Source organism: Citrobacter sp. Cpo103 (genome assembly GCF_030332605.1).
Lineage (GTDB): Bacteria > Pseudomonadota > Gammaproteobacteria > Enterobacterales > Enterobacteriaceae > Citrobacter > Citrobacter portucalensis.
In genome coordinates, this window is sequence record NZ_JAOWHO010000023.1 from 17,945 (window position 1) to 35,854 (window position 17,910).

General features: G+C 51.5%; 20 protein-coding genes and 2 pseudogenes. 15 read left to right on the forward strand and 7 right to left on the reverse strand.

Annotated features, from left to right (window positions below; genetic code table 11):
* The 9 genes and pseudogenes from pcoB (at position 1) to OGX89_RS05700 (ending at position 7,591) form a co-directional block, all read left to right on the forward strand.
* Positions 1-891, forward strand: coding sequence for a copper resistance outer membrane transporter PcoB (gene pcoB / locus OGX89_RS05660; RefSeq protein WP_001378118.1), 891 nt, complete (start codon positions 1-3; stop codon positions 889-891).
* 39 nt (positions 892-930) lie between these two features.
* On the forward strand, positions 931-1,311 hold the full coding sequence (pcoC, locus tag OGX89_RS05665; RefSeq protein ID WP_000025662.1) for a copper resistance system metallochaperone PcoC: 381 nt from the start codon (positions 931-933) through the stop codon (positions 1,309-1,311).
* Positions 1,312-1,366: 55 nt separating this feature from the next.
* A complete protein-coding gene (gene pcoD / locus OGX89_RS05670) occupies positions 1,367-2,245 on the forward strand; it encodes a copper resistance inner membrane protein PcoD (RefSeq protein ID WP_229692861.1) in 879 nt (292 codons plus the stop codon).
* A 54-nt stretch (positions 2,246-2,299) separates the two neighbouring features.
* Complete coding sequence (pcoR, locus tag OGX89_RS05675; RefSeq protein WP_001188930.1) at positions 2,300-2,980, forward strand: copper response regulator transcription factor PcoR; 681 nt, start codon at positions 2,300-2,302, stop codon at positions 2,978-2,980.
* Positions 2,977-4,377 (forward strand): copper resistance membrane spanning protein PcoS, encoded by a 1,401-nt coding sequence (pcoS, locus tag OGX89_RS05680; protein ID WP_049042647.1) that lies wholly within the window; start codon positions 2,977-2,979, stop codon positions 4,375-4,377. Before pcoR ends, pcoS begins: the two co-directional genes overlap by 4 nt.
* Before the next feature lie 215 nt (positions 4,378-4,592).
* Entirely contained in the window at positions 4,593-5,027 is a 435-nt protein-coding gene (gene pcoE, locus OGX89_RS05685; protein WP_004388336.1) for a copper resistance system metallochaperone PcoE, read from the forward strand.
* A 229-nt stretch (positions 5,028-5,256) separates the two neighbouring features.
* Positions 5,257-5,661 carry an IS66-like element accessory protein TnpA gene (tnpA, locus tag OGX89_RS05690; protein ID WP_003031976.1) on the forward strand — a complete coding sequence of 135 codons (405 nt, stop codon included), beginning with the start codon at positions 5,257-5,259 and terminating at the stop codon, positions 5,659-5,661.
* A complete protein-coding gene (tnpB, locus tag OGX89_RS05695) occupies positions 5,658-6,005 on the forward strand; it encodes an IS66 family insertion sequence element accessory protein TnpB (protein WP_021563201.1) in 348 nt (115 codons plus the stop codon). The genes tnpA and tnpB overlap by 4 nt, the downstream gene beginning before the upstream one ends.
* Positions 6,006-6,053: 48 nt before the next feature.
* Positions 6,054-7,591: pseudogene (locus OGX89_RS05700) on the forward strand (IS66-like element ISKpn24 family transposase).
* A 159-nt stretch (positions 7,592-7,750) separates the two neighbouring features.
* Here OGX89_RS05700 and arsC read toward each other — a convergent pair.
* The 5 genes from arsC to arsR are packed head-to-tail and all read right to left on the reverse strand — an operon-like array spanning position 7,751 to position 12,056.
* Positions 7,751-8,176, reverse strand: coding sequence for a glutaredoxin-dependent arsenate reductase (gene arsC, locus OGX89_RS05705; RefSeq protein WP_031591991.1), 426 nt, complete (start codon positions 8,174-8,176; stop codon positions 7,751-7,753).
* 12 nt (positions 8,177-8,188) lie between these two features.
* Positions 8,189-9,478, reverse strand: coding sequence for an arsenic transporter (locus OGX89_RS05710; RefSeq protein ID WP_031591992.1), 1,290 nt, complete (start codon positions 9,476-9,478; stop codon positions 8,189-8,191).
* A gap of 46 nt (positions 9,479-9,524) precedes the next feature.
* Positions 9,525-11,276 carry an arsenical pump-driving ATPase gene (arsA, locus tag OGX89_RS05715; RefSeq protein WP_031591994.1) on the reverse strand — a complete coding sequence of 584 codons (1,752 nt, stop codon included), beginning with the start codon at positions 11,274-11,276 and terminating at the stop codon, positions 9,525-9,527.
* A 16-nt stretch (positions 11,277-11,292) separates the two neighbouring features.
* On the reverse strand, positions 11,293-11,655 hold the full coding sequence (arsD, locus tag OGX89_RS05720) for an arsenite efflux transporter metallochaperone ArsD (RefSeq protein WP_049015829.1): 363 nt from the start codon (positions 11,653-11,655) through the stop codon (positions 11,293-11,295).
* A gap of 47 nt (positions 11,656-11,702) precedes the next feature.
* A complete protein-coding gene (arsR, locus tag OGX89_RS05725) occupies positions 11,703-12,056 on the reverse strand; it encodes an As(III)-sensing metalloregulatory transcriptional repressor ArsR (protein WP_025376942.1) in 354 nt (117 codons plus the stop codon).
* Positions 12,057-12,317: 261 nt separating this feature from the next.
* On the opposite strand from arsR, the pseudogene OGX89_RS05730 reads away from it, so the two are divergent.
* The 6 genes and pseudogenes from OGX89_RS05730 to OGX89_RS05750 form a co-directional block, all read left to right on the forward strand.
* Positions 12,318-12,500 (forward strand): annotated as a pseudogene (locus tag OGX89_RS05730) (amidohydrolase); the annotation flags it as partial.
* Between the two features lie 25 nt (positions 12,501-12,525).
* Positions 12,526-13,839, forward strand: a complete 1,314-nt coding sequence (locus OGX89_RS23840) for an LLM class flavin-dependent oxidoreductase (protein ID WP_003833079.1) — start codon at positions 12,526-12,528, stop codon at positions 13,837-13,839.
* 12 nt (positions 13,840-13,851) lie between these two features.
* A complete protein-coding gene (locus tag OGX89_RS23845; protein ID WP_003833078.1) occupies positions 13,852-14,784 on the forward strand; it encodes an ABC transporter substrate-binding protein in 933 nt (310 codons plus the stop codon).
* 10 nt (positions 14,785-14,794) lie between these two features.
* On the forward strand, positions 14,795-15,304 hold the full coding sequence (locus OGX89_RS05740) for a GNAT family N-acetyltransferase (protein ID WP_003833076.1): 510 nt from the start codon (positions 14,795-14,797) through the stop codon (positions 15,302-15,304).
* A gap of 9 nt (positions 15,305-15,313) precedes the next feature.
* On the forward strand, positions 15,314-16,240 hold the full coding sequence (locus tag OGX89_RS05745) for an amino acid ABC transporter permease (RefSeq protein ID WP_063940764.1): 927 nt from the start codon (positions 15,314-15,316) through the stop codon (positions 16,238-16,240).
* Positions 16,224-16,997 carry an amino acid ABC transporter ATP-binding protein gene (locus OGX89_RS05750; RefSeq protein WP_003833073.1) on the forward strand — a complete coding sequence of 258 codons (774 nt, stop codon included), beginning with the start codon at positions 16,224-16,226 and terminating at the stop codon, positions 16,995-16,997. Before OGX89_RS05745 ends, OGX89_RS05750 begins: the two co-directional genes overlap by 17 nt.
* Positions 16,998-17,124: 127 nt before the next feature.
* Here the strand turns inward: OGX89_RS05750 and OGX89_RS05755 are convergent, their stop codons facing one another.
* On the reverse strand, positions 17,125-17,556 hold the full coding sequence (locus OGX89_RS05755; protein ID WP_003833070.1) for a hypothetical protein: 432 nt from the start codon (positions 17,554-17,556) through the stop codon (positions 17,125-17,127).
* On the reverse strand, positions 17,553-17,909 hold the full coding sequence (locus OGX89_RS05760; RefSeq protein ID WP_003833068.1) for a tlde1 domain-containing protein: 357 nt from the start codon (positions 17,907-17,909) through the stop codon (positions 17,553-17,555). Before OGX89_RS05760 ends, OGX89_RS05755 begins: the two co-directional genes overlap by 4 nt.
* Between the last annotated feature and the right edge of the window lies 1 nt (position 17,910).

Consider the following 17,910-nt stretch of genomic DNA (forward strand, 5'->3'; position numbering starts at 1 on the left):
ATGAAGAGAAATTTGAAGGCCATACCTGTTCTGGTCGCCGGTTTGTTTACCTCACAGCTTTCTATTGCGGCGGGCTCCGTCTCTGCAGATCCCCACGCCGGGCACGACATGTCTGCCATGCAGATGCCAGCAGATGAGAATTTCACTGAGATGACGTCAATGGAGCCCATTGTAACTGAGAGCAGAACGCCAATTCCGCCTGTTACCGATGCCGACCGGAAGGCTGCATTCGGCAATTTACAGGGGCATGCGATTCACGACAGTGCGATTAATTATCTGGTTCTGCTGGATCAACTGGAATGGCAACGGTCGGATAACACCAACAATTTCAGCTGGAGTGTTAACAGCTGGATTGGAGGCGACACAGATCGGATTTGGCTAAAGAGTGAAGGTGAACGAAGCAATGGGGAAACGGAGGCGGCTGAAGCGCAGTTACTCTGGGGACATGCGGTTGGCCCATGGTGGGATTTGGTTGCGGGTGTCAGGCAGGATTTCAGACCTGCTTCTGCCCGGACCTGGGCTGCTGTCGGTTTTCAGGGGCTGGCACTCTATAATTTTGAGTCTGAAATTACGGGTTTTGTCAGTAATGGCGGAAAAGCAGCCCTTCGTCTGGGAGGAGAATACGACGTTTTACTGACTAACCGGCTCATACTCCAGCCATCCTATGAGGTGAATTTCTACAGTCAGGATGATGAATCGCGGGGTCGCGGCAGGGGACTGACTGACACAGAGCTGGGGCTCCGGCTGCGCTATGAAATACGCCGTGAGTTTGCACCCTATATAGGCGTTTCCTGGAATCAACTTTACGGGAAAACATCCGATATGGCGAAAAGAGAAGGTGAGAAAGACCATCAGGTAGTATTCCTGGCGGGAGCCAGAATCTGGTTTTAACGCACTGATATAAAACACTCAACTAAACAGGTAAATAAAATGTCGATTTTAAATAAAGCCATTCTTACAGGTGGCCTCGTTATGGGCGTTGCTTTCTCTGCTATGGCCCATCCGGAATTAAAAAGCTCTGTGCCACAGGCTGATTCAGCCGTAGCGGCCCCGGAAAAGATTCAGCTTAATTTCTCGGAAAATCTGACCGTGAAATTCTCAGGTGCAAAATTAACGATGACGGGTATGAAAGGCATGTCATCACATTCTCCGATGCCGGTCGCGGCAAAAGTGGCGCCAGGCGCTGACCCTAAATCGATGGTCATTATTCCGCGAGAGCCTTTACCCGCTGGCACTTATCGTGTTGACTGGCGCGCGGTTTCTTCAGATACGCACCCTATTACCGGTAATTACACCTTTACAGTGAAGTAATATTATGAACGACCTGATTATGATTGTTATTCGTTTTCTTCTTTATCTGGATTTGATGGTAATATTTGGATTGCCATTTTTTCAGATATATGGAATAAGTGGTGTCAGACATGAAACCTATAACCTGACTAATTTCAGGTCGTTTATAACCTTTGCTGTTGTTACAGGCATCATTCTTACTGGCATTAATATGCTCCTGGTATCTAATGCCATGAGTGGAGTAACTGACCTCAGAGAATTATCCATCCATGTTATCGAGATGGTGATAGAAGAAACTGATGTGGGTATTAGCTGGATTGTCAGGCTCTGTGCCCTGTTTACCACACTCGGTGCTTTGTTCCTTTACACTAATAAGAGAGTATTGTCCTGCCTGCTGATGACGATGAGTGGGGGCGTGGCGCTGGCTACACTTGCCTGGGGAGGACACGCCGTTATGCATGACGGTCTGCATTACTATCTCCATTTACTGAGCGATCTGACCCATCTCGGCGCTGCAGGTGCCTGGACAGGTGCTCTGGTTGCATTTGCTATCCTGCTGATGCGCAGAAACGAGCATAATGCACAGAGCGTCATTGTGATATCTGACTCCCTGGCAAAATTTGCCACGGCAGGAACGGTGATTGTTGTAGCCCTGATCCTGAGTGCGCTGGTCAACTATCTGTATATTGCTGAGGGTAACTTAACTCCCTTATTCAACAGTTCCTGGGGGAGGATATTGCTTGCCAAGACGGCTCTGTTTGTTCTGATGCTTCTTCTGGCTGCAGCAAACCGGTTTCACCTGGGTCCCCGGCTTGAAGTTATGGTCAGGGAAGGGAATTATGATCGCAGCGTTGCCCTGATGCGAAACAGCATCCTGACAGAATTCGTTGTTGCGATTATCATTCTGGGCGCCGTAGCGTGGCTCGGAATGCTTGCTCCGTCTCAGGTCAGCTAGGGGACAGCCAAAGCTCATGCGTGAGATTTTTACTTTCATATCAGCGAGTTGACCATGCAGCGTATTTTAATCGTTGAAGACGAACAAAAAACAGGTCGTTACCTGCAGCAGGGACTGGTTGAGGAAGGCTATCAGGCCGATCTCTTTAATAATGGCCGCGATGGTCTCGGGGCCGCGTCGAAGGGACAGTATGATTTGATAATACTGGACGTGATGCTGCCTTTCCTCGACGGGTGGCAAATCATCAGCGCACTGAGGGAGTCCGGGCACGAAGAACCGGTCCTGTTTTTAACCGCAAAGGACAACGTGCGGGACAAAGTGAAAGGACTGGAGCTTGGCGCAGATGACTACCTGATTAAGCCCTTTGATTTTACGGAGCTGGTTGCACGTGTAAGAACCCTACTGCGCCGGGCACGCTCGCAGGCCGCAACAGTCTGCACCATCGCCGATATGACCGTTGATATGGTGCGCCGGACCGTGATCCGTTCGGGGAAGAAGATCCATCTCACCGGTAAAGAATACGTTCTGCTTGAGTTGCTGCTGCAACGCACCGGAGAAGTGTTACCCAGGAGTCTTATCTCGTCCCTGGTCTGGAACATGAATTTTGACAGTGATACGAATGTGATTGATGTCGCCGTGAGACGTCTGAGAAGTAAAATTGATGATGACTTTGAGCCAAAACTGATCCATACCGTTCGCGGTGCCGGATATGTCCTGGAGATCAGAGAAGAGTGAGGTTCAAAATTTCCCTGACCACACGCCTGAGCCTGATTTTTTCTGCGGTGATGCTTACGGTATGGTGGTTATCAAGTTTTATCCTGATTAGCACCCTTAATGGCTATTTCGATAATCAGGACCGCGATTTTCTGACAGGTAAACTTCAGCTCACCGAAGAGTTTCTTAAAACAGAGACGTTCCGGAACAAAACGGATATTAAGTCATTATCAGAAAAAATAAACGATGCGATGGTAGGGCACAATGGTTTATTCATTTCTATAAAAAACATGGAAAATGAAAAAATTGTTGAACTCTATGCCAAAAATTCTGTTGTTCCAGCGGTCCTGCTTAATAAGTCGGGTGATATTCTCGACTATATGATCCAGACGGAAGAAAATAACACCGTGTACCGCAGTATCTCGCGGCGGGTTGCCGTGACGCCGGAACAGGGTAAAAGCAAACATGTCATCATTACGGTTGCCACGGATACTGGGTATCACACCCTGTTGATGGACAAACTCAGTACCTGGCTGTTCTGGTTCAATATCGGTCTGGTCTTTATTTCTGTTTTTCTGGGCTGGCTGACCACACGTATTGGTCTGAAACCGTTACGGGAAATGACCAGTCTGGCTTCCTCCATGACTGTACACAGCCTGGATCAGCGTCTAAATCCCGATCTGGCTCCGCCGGAAATCTCTGAGACCATGCAGGAGTTCAATAATATGTTTGATCGCCTGGAGGGGGCATTCCGGAAACTGTCAGATTTCTCGTCTGACATCGCGCATGAGCTGCGCACACCAGTCAGTAATCTGATGATGCAGACGCAGTTTGCACTGGCTAAGGAAAGGGATGTTTCGCATTACCGCGAAATTTTATTCGCTAACCTGGAAGAACTGAAAAGGTTGTCACGAATGACCAGTGACATGCTTTTTCTGGCACGTTCAGAGCATGGTCTGCTGCGGCTGGATAAACATGATGTGGATCTGGCAGCCGAACTGAATGAATTACGTGAGTTGTTCGAGCCCCTGGCAGACGAAACAGGAAAGACAATCACGGTTGAAGGAGAGGGCGTTGTTGCCGGAGACAGCGATATGCTCCGACGTGCTTTCAGTAACCTGCTTTCCAATGCAATCAAGTATTCTCCCGATAACACCTGTACAGCGATACACCTTGAGCGTGACAGTGACTGTGTGAACGTGATGATTACGAATACGATGTCCGGCCAGGTTCCCGCTAATCTGGAACGTTTGTTTGACCGGTTCTATCGCGCAGACTCATCAAGGTTCTACAACACGGAAGGCGCGGGGCTGGGATTATCAATTACAAGGTCGATCATTCATGCTCACGGCGGCGAGCTGTCAGCAGAACAGCAGGGGCGGGAAATTGTGTTCAGTGTGCGTCTGTTAATGGATTAATACCGTTATTCAGGAGAAACCCGGAAGGTGACAAAAATGTCATCGTTCAGTCACGCGATAAACAGAGGCGGTTTTTTATAATCAGCCATAAATCAGGACAGCGTGATAATTCAATCGCCCGGTTCCTGGCGTGATGATCAACCAGCCCTGAGATCAAATGCTTTCTCTGTTATAAGCATTGATTGTTCGGGTATGAAAACACCGGAGACCCAACCATGAAAAAGATCCTTGTATCCTTTATTGCCATGATGGCTGTCGCTTCATCTGCCTGGGCTGCAGAGACAATGAACATGCATGACCAGGTAAATAATGCCCAGGCGCCTGCCCATCAGATGCAATCATCCGCTGAAAAAAGTGCAGTTCAGGGGGAGAGCATGAAAATGATGGATATGAGCGGTCACGATCAGGCCGCAATGTCCCATGAAATGATGCAAAACGGCAATTCTGCTGCCCATCAGGACATGGCTGAAATGCATAAAAAAATGATGAAATCCAAGCCAGCAGCTTCTAACGAAACAGCAAAATCATTTTCCGAAATGAACGAGCATGAGAAAGCCGCTGTTGTGCATGAGAAGGCGAATAATGGTCAATCTTCCGTTATTCATCAGCAGCAGGCTGAAAAGCATCGCAGCCAGATCACCCAGAATTAACCCGCAGCTCCACTTGTTAGACCCTCATTTGACGCCGAAGTCACTGGCTTACGCTCCCGTCCGGGAGCGTTTTTTTCCCATATATCAAACTTTAACTCTGAAGAGGTGGAAGTATCTGACCAACACTGTCACGTAACGCCAGATAACTGTAAGCGTCGTCTCAGCACCGTCTGGCAGATCCTGAAATTCCTGAGAGGATAATGGACACCAAATATGGTGGACGCTATCCATGAAATCATTAACCGCAGTGCGTAAAAAAAGCCCTAATTATCCCGTTGAGTTCAAAATCAAAATGGTTGAACTCTCGCATCGACCAGAGATCTCCGTAGCGCAACTCGCTCGTGAGCATGGGATCAACGATAATTTGCTGTTCAAGTGGCGCCAGTACTGGCGCGAAGGAAAACTACGTCCTCCTTCAACAACAGAAAACAACGTGCCTGAGCTGCTCCCGATAACACTTGATGCCGAAGATGTTGTCCCTGCAACCTCCCCCCGGTCACAACCTGTAGCTGCTGCGGCACCTGAATCACTCAATATCAGCTGTGAAGTGACGTTCCGGCACGGATCACTCCGTCTGAATGGTGCCATCAGCGAAAATATCCTGAACCTGCTGATACGGGAGCTCAAACGTTGATCCCATTACCATCAGGGACAAAGATCTGGCTGGTCGCTGGCATCACCGATATGAGAAACGGCTTCAACGGCCTGGCGGCAAAGGTGCAGACGATGCTGAAAGACGATCCGATGTCAGGTCACGTTTTTATCTTCCGTGGGCGTAATGGCAGTCAGGTAAAGCTCCTCTGGTCTACCGGCGATGGACTGTGTCTGCTGACCAAACGGCTGGAGCGCGGCCGCTTCGCCTGGCCGTCAGCCCGGGATGGCAAAGTGTTCCTCACACCGGCACAGCTGGCGATGCTCCTTGAAGGTATCGACTGGCGGCAGCCTAAAAGACTGCTTACGTCACTGACTATGTTGTAGGCCTCTTTATCCTGGTCGACGCTGAATGAGCCTGGTAATATACCCGGTATGAACAGCTTACTTCCTGACGATATCGATGAACTGAAACGTCTCCTTGCCGAACAGGAGGCGCTGAACCGTGCCCTTCTGGAAAAGCTGAACGAGCGTGAACGCGAAATAGATCACCTGCAGGCGCAACTGGATAAGCTGCGCCGGATGAACTTCGGCAGCCGCTCCGAAAAAGTCTCCCGCCGTATCGCGAAGATGGAAGCCGACCTTAAGCAGTTGCAGAAAGAAAGCGATACCCTTACCGGCCGGGTGGATGACCCGGCCGTGCAGCGCCCGCTGCGGCAGACCCGTACCCGCAAACCGTTCCCTGAATCACTTCCCCGTGACGAAAAACGGCTGCTGCCGGCAGCGTCATGCTGCCCGGAATGTGGTGGTGCGCTGAGTTACCTGGGTGAAGATGCCGCCGAACAGCTGGAGCTGATGCGCAGCGCCTTCCGGGTTATCCGGACAGTACGTGAAAAGCATGCCTGTACTCAGTGCGATGCCATCGTGCAGGCCCCCGCGCCTTCACGGCCCATCGAGCGGGGTATCGCAGGACCGGGGCTGCTGGCCCGCGTGCTGAGTTCAAAGTATGCAGAGCACACCCCGCTGTACCGCCAGTCTGAAATATACGGCCGCCAGGGTGTGGAGCTGAGCCGCTCACTGCTGTCGGGCTGGGTGGATGCGTGTTGCCGGCTACTGTCACCGCTGGAAGGGGCGCTTCAGGACTATGTGCTGACTGACGGTAAGCTCCATGCTGATGACACGCCTGTCCCGGTGCTGTTGCCAGGTAATAAGAAAACGAAGACCGGGCGGTTGTGGACGTACGTTCGTGACGACCGTAACGCCGGGTCAGAGCTGGCGCCGGCAGTGTGGTTCGCTTACAGCCCGGACAGAAAAGGTATCCACCCGCAGAGCCATCTCGCTGGCTTCAGCGGTGTTCTGCAGGCGGATGCGTACGCCGGGTTCAACGAACTGTACCGCAATGGACAGATAACGGAAGCTGCCTGCTGGGCTCATGCCCGCCGCAAGATCCACGATGTGCACGTTCGCACCCCGTCAGCGCTGACGGAGGAAGCCCTGAAACGGATCGGTGAGTTATATGCCATCGAGGCGGAAATAAGGGGGATGCCGGCGAAGCGACGCCTTGCAGAACGTCAGCAAAAAGCTAAACCGCGGCTGAAATCCCTGGAAAGCTGGCTGCGTGAAAAGGTGAAAACGCTGTCGCGACACTCAGAACTGGCGAAAGCGTTCACGTACGTACTGAACCAGTGGCCGGCGCTGGCTTACTATACTGACGACGGCTGGGCCGAGGCAGATAACAACATAGCTGAGAATGCGCTACGGATGGTCAGCCTGGGCCGCAAAAACTACCTGTTCTTCGGTTCGGATCATGGAGGGAGCGGGGAGCGCTGCTGTACAGCCTGATCGGGACATGCAAACTGAACGGAGTGGAGCCAGAAAGCTACCTTCGCCATGTGCTTGATGTTATAGCTGACTGGCCGATAAACCGGGTCAGCGAACTACTCCCCTGGCGCGTAGCACTGCCAACTGAATAACACATCCCCGTCAATACGGTTCTCGCTGCACGCTTACCCTGTGCAGGCATCATTCCTTTTTGCACGTGACTCATAAAAAGCAGAATAATGTCGCTATGGAAAGCATCATCAAGGGTGGCTGGCAAAGTAAAATATAAAGGGGCAAATGCCCCTTAGGATTTATTTCAGTCGTTTACCTGCATCATCAACGACTTTTTCACCATCTTCTTTGGTGAACGCGTGTTTTTGTGCATCCGGAAGAATATCCAGCACCACTTCTGAAGGACGACACAGCCGGGTCCCCAGTGGCGTCACCACAATCGGGCGGTTAATCAGAATAGGATGCTGTAACATAAAGTCGATTAACTGATCGTCAGTAAAGCGATCTTCCGCCAGCCCTAATGCTTCAAAAGGCTCGACATTCTTACGCAGCAGCGCTCGTACTGTGATCCCCATATCCGCAATAAGTTTAACCAGTTCATCGCGTGATGGTGGTGTCTCAAGATAATGAATAACGGTCGGCTCTGTACCGCTGTTACGGATCATCTCAAGCGTGTTGCGAGAGGTGCCGCAGGCTGGGTTGTGATAAATGGTAATGTTGCTCATATCAGTATCTCATTACAAAGTGAAAGAGAGACGTAGCGCCAGCGCGGCCAGCGTTACAAACAGCACAGGCAGAGTCATGATAATCCCGGTGCGGAAATAGTATCCCCAGGTGATTGTCATGTTCTTCTGTGAAAGTACATGCAGCCAGAGTAGCGTTGCCAGGCTACCAATAGGCGTAATTTTAGGTCCCAGATCGCAACCGATGACATTGGCATAAATCATTGCTTCTTTGATGACACCCGATGCGGTGCTGCCATCGATCGACAATGCGCCAATCAATACAGTAGGCATGTTGTTCATGATGGATGACAGGAATGCTGTCAGGAATCCCGTGCCAAATGTGGCAGCCCAAAGTCCTTTGTCTGCAAATAAATTCAATACGCCAGAGAGGTATTCTGTCAGCCCGGCATTACGCAACCCATAAACAACCAGATACATTCCCAGTGAGAAAATCACAATCTGCCACGGTGCACCACGCAGGACTTTACCGGTGTTAATGGCATGACCTTTTTTAGCCACGAAAAAGAGGATAGCAGCACCCACAGCCGCAATAGCGCTGACAGGAATACCCAGCGGCTCAAGCACAAAAAAACCTACCAGCAGAAGGATTAATACAATCCAGCCAGTTCTGAACGTCGCCGGGTCTTTGATAGCAAGAGCCGGTTCTTTCAGTCGGTTCAGATCATAGGTCGGTGGGATATCTTTGCGGAAAAACAGATGCAGCATCACCAGCGTGGCAATAATGGCGGCAATATCCACAGGCACCATCACGGAGGCATATTCCGTGAATCCCAGATGGAAGAAGTCAGCAGAAACAATATTGACCAGGTTCGACACAATCAGCGGCAGGCTGGCGGTATCGGCAATAAACCCTGCAGCCATTACAAATGCCAGCGTAGCGCTTTTACTGAATCCCAGAGCCAGCAACATGGCAATAACGATCGGCGTCAGGATGAGAGCTGCACCATCATTGGCAAATAGCGCTGCTACCGCAGCACCGAGCAGAACGATATAAGTAAACAGCAGGCGACCCCGGCCATTTCCCCAGCGGGAAACATGCAATGCTGCCCATTCAAAAAAGCCAGACTCATCCAGCAGCAAACTGATGATAATCACGGCAATAAAGGTTGCTGTGGCGTTCCAGACGATATTCCATACCACCAGAATGTCGGTAATGTGTACTACACCAGATATGAGTGCCAGTATTGCGCCAAATATGGCGCTCCAGCCAATCCCTAACCCCTTCGGCTGCCAGATAACCAACACGATGGTCAGGATGAAAATTGCTCCTGCCAGTAACATAAAACCTCCTGACAGGGCAGCATGACTGCCCTGTATATAGTAAAAATTAACCTGCGAGCTGTTTGAGTTTGTCTATACCGGTTGGCTCTGCCGCAAGAACAGGAACCAGTGCAACACGGGTAGCATGCTGGTTCTTTACAGCCTCGATTTGAGGCAGTTCCTGCTGCGAGCGCTGACGAAGCAGCGGTGAACGGGTTTCAGCGATGGAAAGACTGTTATTGATAATCCAGCCCCATGGATGAATCCCGGCACGTTCAAGATCGGCTTGTAAATTTGCAGCCTCAAGAACGGGGGTCGTTTCCGGCAGAGTGACCAGTAATACTTTTGTTCTTTCCGGATCCTGAAGCTGCATCATTGGCGTAGAGAAATGGCCTTTATCTCCCATTTTCTTTGCTATCTCCCGGTGATATGCCCCGGTAGCATCAAGCAGCAACAATGTATGTCCTGTCGGTGCCGTATCCATGACGACAAACCGTTTACCCGCTTCACGGATCACCCGTGAGAAGGCCTGGAACACAGCAATCTCTTCGGTACACGGAGAGCGTAAATCCTCTTCCAGCAGATGTTTCCCTGCTTCATCCAGGTCACGTCCTTTCGTTTCAAGGACATGCTGGCGATAACGTTCTGTTTCATCATGAGGGTCGATTCTGCTGACCTGCAGGTTATTGAGGCTTCCATTGAGGGTTGTGCTCAGGTGTGCAGCAGGATCTGACGTCGTGAGATGCACATCAAATCCCATTTCGGCCAGTCTGACTGCAATGGCCGCAGCCATGGTTGTTTTACCCACGCCACCTTTACCCATCAGCATAATCAGGCCGTGTTCATTAAGGGCAATCTCATCAACCAGAGCAGACAACGACGATATCGCTGGTTTTTGCAGGGCGGACACTTCAGCAAATGAAGCCGTCTCAGGTTGGGAGGTGAGAAGTCCCCTTAAAGCAGACACACCGACCATATTCACTGGTTGAAGGAATAATGTGTCAGTAGGGAGAGCGTCCAGACCAGCGGGAAGACTTGCCAGCGCCTCCTGCTCCCGGCCCCATATTGCAGCCGCCAGAGTATCGTTGACTGCTTCTGTCTCAGGTAACACGCCGTTGATGACCAGATACTGATTTTTGAGACCTATCGCCGCAAGCTCATCATGAGTACGGGCGACTTCCTGAAGCGTTGATTTTTGCAGTCGAGCCACTAAAACCAGCCTCGTACGATCCGGATCAGACAATGCCTGGACGGCGTGTGAATACTGCTCACGCTGTTTCTCCAGCCCTGCCATCGGGCCAAGACAGGAAGCACCATCAGGATTGCTCTCAATGAAGCTACTCCACGCACCGGGCAACTGGAGAAGACGAATAGTGTGACCGGTTGGCGCGGTATCAAAGATAATATGGTCAAAGCGGGTCAATAATGATGCGTCAGTCAACAGACCGGTAAATTCATCAAAAGCTGCAATTTCGGTGGTACATGCACCAGAGAGCTGTTCGTTAATACTGTTAACGACATCATCCGGCAGAATGCCTTTGATAGGATCAACGATTCTGGCCCGATATTCCTGGGCGGCGGCCTGAGGATCAATTTCCAGCGCTGAAAGACCCGGTACAGAGGCCACCGGCAGAATGGTATTGCCAATAGTCTGGCTGAACACCTGGCCTACGTTTGAAGCCGGATCGGTGCTGACAAGCAAAACCCGCTTGCCTTGTTCCGCCAGGCTGATAGCGGTGGCACAGGAAATAGAGGTTTTACCGACGCCCCCTTTACCGGTAAAAAACAGGTAAGGTGGGATATTCTGTAAGAATTTCATATGTCCTCCTGACATTTCAGCAACAAGAAGTATTACCACCGCAGCAGCTTTTAGATGCTAATCCTACTTTATCCAGCGGTATTCCGAACCAGCGGGCCAGCTCTGCACGTTTCGGATAACGCCCCGCCATCACCATTTCGCCGTCCAGCAACAACAATGGAAGCCCTTCAGCCCCGGATGCCTCAAGGAATGCTTTGGCTTTTTCGTTCTGTACAAAGCTCATGGGTTGCTGTGCCAGGTTATAACGATCAACCTGAATTTCACGCTGTTTTAGCCACTGAACATCCGCAGAAAAATCAACCAGAACCTGATCAATATCTGTACCGCAGACGCCGGTACTGCAACACATAGCCGGGTCAAACACCGTTAACGTTTTCATCATGAACACCTCACATTTGAAAAATCATATATGTTCAGGCAAATTTTTTAGATGCAGACAGCCTTGCCGCTACCAGAGCAGTTAGCTGATGCCAGCTTATGGGCGATAGCCTGTACGTCGTCCTGTTGGCTTAACCAGGCCTGCTCAATAACCTGAGCAGCCCATGAAGGAATATGCGGAGATAAGCGGTAGTGAACCCATTTCCCATTCTTGCGATCCAGCAACAATCCGCTTTCACGTAGCATTGCCAGATGACGGGAGATCTTAGGCTGCGACTGTTCCAGCGCCGTGCAGAGATCGCATACGCATAGTTCACCCATCTCTTTGAGGAGAAGGACGATACCCAGACGGGTTTCATCGGACAGGCTTTTAAAGAGTTGTAGGGGTGAAATTGATGACATCGTGACCTCCTGCGTTGAATGAATAGTGTCGCGCTTCTAAACCAGGAAGTCAAAAACATATATGTTATATCGAATTCGTTTAGTGTTAATTCTTCATTGGTAGATAACAGGAACAACGGAGTCGGAGCAATACGGGCAAAATTTCATCTTTGTTGTGAAAAGAAAAAGTTTAACGATAGGGTACTGATAAGTAAGGCAGCACCATACAATGAACAATAAATCACCTTAGCGTGGGATTTTTTCCGTTTTCCAAGCGGACCCCTGCATATGGGCGGGGAGGATTTTGCCGTCTACCTGCAAAATACGCCTGGCGCATTTGTCAGTATTGGCAGCGCCAGTGAATACGGATTACATCACCCGGGATTCAATCCGGACGAGCGTTTAATTGAACCTGCCGCGCATTACTTTACGCAGTTAGCAAAAACGGCATTCGCACACCTTTAAGTTTACCTGTTGGGTAGGGGTTATTATGGCTGAAAATCGACAACTACGGCTCGGCACTATTCTGCATGGCGCATCGGGAAATATGTCCGCATGGCGCCATCCAGCGGCTCAGGCTGATGCCAGTATTAATTTTGATTTTGTCAAAGAGACGGCGCTTATTGCGGAAAAAGGGAAGCTGGATTTTATTTTTGTCGCCGATGGTCTGTATATTAATGAAAAATCAATCCCGCACTTTTTAAATCGTTTTGAGCCGCTGACAGTATTATCCGCTTTGGCCAGCATCACTCAGAATCTGGGGCTGGTTGGCACAGTGTCCACATCATACAGCGAGCCGTTTACGACCGCACGGCAGTTCGCTAGCCTGGACCATCTCAGCCAGGGGCGCGCCGGGTGGAACGTGGTTACGTCTCCTCTGGAAGGATCGGCAAAAAACTATTCTCGCGCTCAGCATCCAGAGCATGCCCAGCGTTATCGTATTGCCGATGAATATTTACAGGTAGTGAAAGGGCTGTGGGATTCCTGGGAAGACGATGCGTTTACCCGTAATAAAACAAGCGGGGAATTTTTTAATCCGCAAAAACTACACACGCTTAACCATCATGGAGATTATTTCCAGGTTGCCGGACCGTTAAATATTGGGCGTACGCCACAAGGCCGTCCGATTATATTTCAGGCGGGAGCTTCAGCAGATGGCAAGAAATTAGCGGCGCAGCATGCTGATGCCATTTTTACCCATCAGGAGTCGCTGGCAGAGGCTAAAGCGTTCTATCAGGAAGTAAAAAGCCAGCTGGAAGTGGCCGGACGACATCCCGATCAACTGCATATATTCCAGGGCGTCAGCGTTATTGTTGGCGACAGCGCAGAGGACGTTGAGCAGCAGTATCAGACTACCGCTGCGCTGGTCTCCGTTACTGACGCGCTGAACTATCTTGGCCGCTACTTTGAACATCATGATTTTGCCCAATATCCGCTGGACGCACCGTTCCCGGATCTGGGCTCTCTCGGACAAAACAGCTTTCGCAGTACGACTGATGAGATCAAGCGCAACGCACGCGAGCGTGGTTTAACACTTCGTCAGGTTGCTCTGGAAGCGGCAAGTCCTCGTCCGCGTTTCAGCGGCACGCCACAACAGGTTGCCGACGGACTGCAGCAGTGGTTCGACGAAAAAGCCGCAGACGGTTTTATCATCCAGGGTGGCACGCCGGATACCTTTCCGCGGTTTGTCGAACAGGTTGTCCCCGAGCTTCAGGCGCGCGGTCTGTTCCGCCATGAATATCCCGGTACGACCCTGCGCGCAAGCCTGGGATTAGCGACACCTGCAAATCAATTCACACAATAAGAGAAAAACGCTATGCAGAAAAAATCACTATTCCTCGCGCTGTCACTGGCTTTCAGCGCTACCGTCTGGGCAAATGAGGTGACGATTAACGGCACGGGCGTAAGCCTGGAAGCGAATAAAGCGCCGATTAATACGGTAAAAAATCCGCAGGCGATTGCGCAGTTACCCGCAAACCTGCACCTGGCCGTACCGGGTAAATTCACCGTGGCGATTGCCGGGCTCAGCCAGCCGCCGCTGACCGTCTTTGCCGATGACAATAAAACGCTGATCGGCAGCGAGGCGGATATCGCGCGTCTGGTGGCTGACAGTTTGGGGCTGGAACTCAACGTTGTACCTACGTCATGGGAAGACTGGCCGCTGGGCGTCACTTCCGGCAAATACGATGCCGCGATCAGCAATATTACCGTCACCAAAGCACGCAAAGAAAAATTCGATTTCGCGACGTATCGGAAGGACTCTCTTGGCTTTTATGTCAAAACCGGTAGCAAGCTGAAGAAAATCGAGCAGGCGGAAGATATCGCAGGACTACGCATTATCGTCGGTTCGGGGACAAACCAGGAAGCCATTCTGTTGGCCTGGAACGATGAGAACGTGAAGAAAGGGTTACAGCCGTTTACGCCGGTGTATACCAAAGATGATGCCGCGCAAACCCTGGCCCTGCAGTCAGGCCGCGCCGATGCCTACTTCGGTCCTAATGTAATCGGCGCGTGGAAAGCTGCACTCAACGGTAAAACGCGATTAGTGGGTAGCGTTGATGGCGGTTGGCCAAAAGCGGCACATATCGCTGTGACGCTGAAAAAAGACAGCGGTCTGGTTCTGCCGGTACAAACCGCCCTCAACGGCGTGATTGGCAACGGCGACTATGACAAGGTTCTGAATCGCTGGGGAGAAGGGGTGGAACGCATTCCACAATCTGAAATCAACCCGGCCGGTTTAGGCGACTAAGGAGGTCATCGTGAGCGATCAATTTCGCGTGCTCTCACCGGAAGCCAGCGAGCTGCAGCCCATTTTGAACGGTCTGTTCGGTGAATATGCCGCCCGCTATGGCGATTACTTTTCTCGCGACGCTGAAGTGGAACTGACCGAATGGTATCTGGCGCCGCAGGGACTTTTTGTGGTACTGGAGCGCCGCGGCGAAATTATCGCCACCGGGGCTTACAAACCTTACGACAAGGACACCGCCGAGATTAAGCGTATCTGGACAAAAAGCAGCCTGCGTCAGCAGGGGCTGGCGGCGCGCGTGGTGCAGGAACTGGAACGTAGAGCGCTGCTCGCAGGCTACAGCCGGATTTATCTGACCACGGGATTTCGCCAGCCGGAGGCCGTCAGACTTTATTTAAGCCAGGGCTACGATCCGCAATTTGATACGACGCGCGATCCCGAAGAGTACAGCCTGCCGCCGTTTGATGGACGGCTGCGCTTTACCAAACTGCTGACTATTGCCGGTCAGGCCAGAATCGCCTGAGGAGAGAAAATGAAAACGACAGATAGCATTAGAGTCGTACCGGCACGTTATCCCATGCGTACCGTAGGCGCGGTCATTGCCTTATTTGCCCTTGCGGTAATTCTCCAGTCCGTGGCGTTTAATCCGCGCTGGGAATGGAGCGTGTTTGCCCGCTGGTTCTTTGATCCGGTTATCTTGTCCGGCCTCGGGCAAACGCTGTTACTGACGCTGATCGGGACGCTGTTGAGTATTCTCATCGGCGGTCTGCTGGCGTTGGCGCGGCTTTCATCTTCCTGGCTGTTGAACGGTCTGGCATGGGGATACATCTGGCTGTTTCGTTCGTTACCGCTGATTGTAGTGCTGATCGTTTTGTACAACTTCTCCTATCTGTACGACACGTTGACGATTGGTATTCCGTTCACTCCCATTCAGTGGGGAAGTTTTGAGACCATCAATGTACTCGGTCAGTTTTCCACTGCGGTGGTTGGCCTGACGCTGGTACAAAGCGCCTATACCGCTGAAATTATTCGGGGTGGATTTTTAGGGGTCGATCACGGTCAGTACGAGGCAGCGGCAGCACTGGGCTTACCGGCAGGGCGACGTACGCTGCGGATCATTCTGCCGCAGGCGCTGCGTACCATTTTGCCTGCTGGATTCAATGAAATCATCAGCCTGGCGAAAGGGACGGCGATGGTATATGTGCTGGCAATGCCGGAGCTGTTCTACACCATCCAGATGATCTATAACCGCACGCAGGAAGTGATCCCGCTGCTGATGGTGGGTGCGGTGTGGTATCTGGTGATCACCAGCGTCCTGTCGTTAATTCAGCACCTGGTTGAACGTGCATTGGCACGCAGCGAACGACGTTCAGCGATCAACACAACCCGGGTGAGGCGTGCGGAAAAACGCAGTCGTCAACGTCCACAGCAGGAGGCCGTCCATGTCCCACTCGCCTGAAGGCCATATTTCTATTACCGGCGTTAGCAAATACTTTGGTCGCCACAAAGCGCTGGATAATGTGTCGCTGGAGATCCCTCCCGGTACGGTAACGGTTATTCTTGGCCCGTCCGGTTCAGGGAAATCCACACTCTTACGAACCATCAACCATCTGGAACGCGTCGATGAGGGGTTTATTCAAATCGATGGCGATTACATTGGCTATCGTCGGCAGGGAGACAAACTGTATGAGCTGAAAGAGGCGGAAATTTTGCGCCAGCGCGTTAACGTCGGCTATGTGTTCCAGAACTTTAATCTGTTCCCGCACTTAACGGTTCTGGAGAATCTGATTGAAGCGCCCATTGCGCACGGACTGGCAACGCGTAAAGCCGCCACCGAGCGGGCATTAACACTGCTTGATGCGGTAGGGTTACGGAATAAAGCCGATGCCTGGTCGCGTCACTTATCCGGCGGTCAGCAGCAGCGTATCGCTATTGCCCGTGCGCTGGCGCTAAATCCGCGCGTCATGCTGTTTGATGAGCCTACATCTGCACTGGATCCTGAACTGGTCGGTGAAGTACTGGATGTCATTAAAGCGCTGGCGAAGTCGGGAACCACGCTGGTTGTGGTAACGCATGAGATTGGCTTCGCCCGAGAAGTCGCAGATCAGGTGGTGTTTATGGTCGATGGCAAAATCGTCGAGCAGGGCAGCAGCGAGCAGGTGCTGAATCATCCATGCCACACGCGCACTCAGCAGTTTTTGTCGAAAGTGCTTTGAGATACATTGCGGCACAATGCTGTGCCGCACAGAGGTTATACAGTGACGACGATTTTGCCTACCTAAAAATCAAAAGTAAGCGGAAGAAAAAACGGCCATGTGATGACCAATGATCGGGTTGGCTATCTTACTTAACCTTGCGGGCGTTGTCTGTCTTCAGTTCGTCATAAGAGGCTTCAAGAATCCAGAGGCATTTTGCCCCAGCAGCCGTGCTCAGTAGTGCCTGACGCGTCCGCTGGTAAAATGCGTCCACCTTGTCCGGGGTTTCCGTCGGCGGGGTGCATACGATATCGGAGCCAATCATGTGGGGCCAGTGTCCGGCGTCGAGAACGTCTAACGCCCTCAGTGCGCCGGTGGTGTTTGCTGTCAGTGCCGCCGCGAGCGAATCCTCAAGTATCTGAGCCTGTTTAACGTCGGCAACTGCTGCTAGTGCCGGAACCTGCTCAAGCCATTGAACCTCACCAGCAGCAATGCCTCGGAATGCGTCCGGCCAGTCAGTGGCTCCTGCCATCGCAGGGAGTGACAGCGCTGCCAACAGTAGAATGGACAGGCGCTTCATCGAACGACCTCAAGGTCGCCACCATCGCGGAGTATCAGTCGTCGGGTGGTCAAGGAGAGGATAATACAACCCTCCGAGGCAAAGCCCGCTGGACCGTGCTTGCGCTCGCCGTGAATGCGGAATTCTGAACGTCCGAAAGTCTCCCCGGAGGTCTGCTCCAGAATGATGGTCACAGGTCCTTTAGAGGTTGAATGGCCCGCTATTTTATACGTTCCACGCGGAAGCGGCCCAAGTCCTTTAACCTGCTGGCGGTCCGGGTTGTTTTTATTGGTAAGTGAACCGGAGTAGCCGCTCTCTATCAGTTTACCGTCTTTATACATGTTGCCGGTCGACTGCTCATACTTCCATCCCATA

What these genes read in the sequence shown, in the direction of transcription:
- pcoB (WP_001378118.1), top strand. Translation starts at nt 1, where the DNA reads ATGAAGAGAAATTTGAAGGCCATACCTGTTCTGGTCGCCGGTTTGTTT.
- pcoC (WP_000025662.1), top strand. Translation starts at nt 931, where the DNA reads ATGTCGATTTTAAATAAAGCCATTCTTACAGGTGGCCTCGTTATGGGC.
- pcoD (WP_229692861.1), top strand. Translation starts at nt 1,367, where the DNA reads ATGGTAATATTTGGATTGCCATTTTTTCAGATATATGGAATAAGTGGT.
- pcoR (WP_001188930.1), top strand. Translation starts at nt 2,300, where the DNA reads ATGCAGCGTATTTTAATCGTTGAAGACGAACAAAAAACAGGTCGTTAC.
- pcoE (WP_004388336.1), top strand. Translation starts at nt 4,593, where the DNA reads ATGAAAAAGATCCTTGTATCCTTTATTGCCATGATGGCTGTCGCTTCA.
- tnpA (WP_003031976.1), top strand. Translation starts at nt 5,257, where the DNA reads ATGAAATCATTAACCGCAGTGCGTAAAAAAAGCCCTAATTATCCCGTT.
- arsC (WP_031591991.1), bottom strand. Translation starts at nt 8,176, where the DNA reads ATGAGCAACATTACCATTTATCACAACCCAGCCTGCGGCACCTCTCGC.
- OGX89_RS05710 (WP_031591992.1), bottom strand. Translation starts at nt 9,478, where the DNA reads ATGTTACTGGCAGGAGCAATTTTCATCCTGACCATCGTGTTGGTTATC.
- arsA (WP_031591994.1), bottom strand. Translation starts at nt 11,276, where the DNA reads ATGAAATTCTTACAGAATATCCCACCTTACCTGTTTTTTACCGGTAAA.
- arsD (WP_049015829.1), bottom strand. Translation starts at nt 11,655, where the DNA reads ATGAAAACGTTAACGGTGTTTGACCCGGCTATGTGTTGCAGTACCGGC.
- arsR (WP_025376942.1), bottom strand. Translation starts at nt 12,056, where the DNA reads ATGTCATCAATTTCACCCCTACAACTCTTTAAAAGCCTGTCCGATGAA.
- OGX89_RS23840 (WP_003833079.1), top strand. Translation starts at nt 12,526, where the DNA reads ATGGCTGAAAATCGACAACTACGGCTCGGCACTATTCTGCATGGCGCA.
- OGX89_RS23845 (WP_003833078.1), top strand. Translation starts at nt 13,852, where the DNA reads ATGCAGAAAAAATCACTATTCCTCGCGCTGTCACTGGCTTTCAGCGCT.
- OGX89_RS05745 (WP_063940764.1), top strand. Translation starts at nt 15,314, where the DNA reads ATGAAAACGACAGATAGCATTAGAGTCGTACCGGCACGTTATCCCATG.
- OGX89_RS05750 (WP_003833073.1), top strand. Translation starts at nt 16,224, where the DNA reads ATGTCCCACTCGCCTGAAGGCCATATTTCTATTACCGGCGTTAGCAAA.
- OGX89_RS05755 (WP_003833070.1), bottom strand. Translation starts at nt 17,556, where the DNA reads ATGAAGCGCCTGTCCATTCTACTGTTGGCAGCGCTGTCACTCCCTGCG.
- OGX89_RS05760 (WP_003833068.1), bottom strand. Translation starts at nt 17,909, where the DNA reads ATGGGATGGAAGTATGAGCAGTCGACCGGCAACATGTATAAAGACGGT.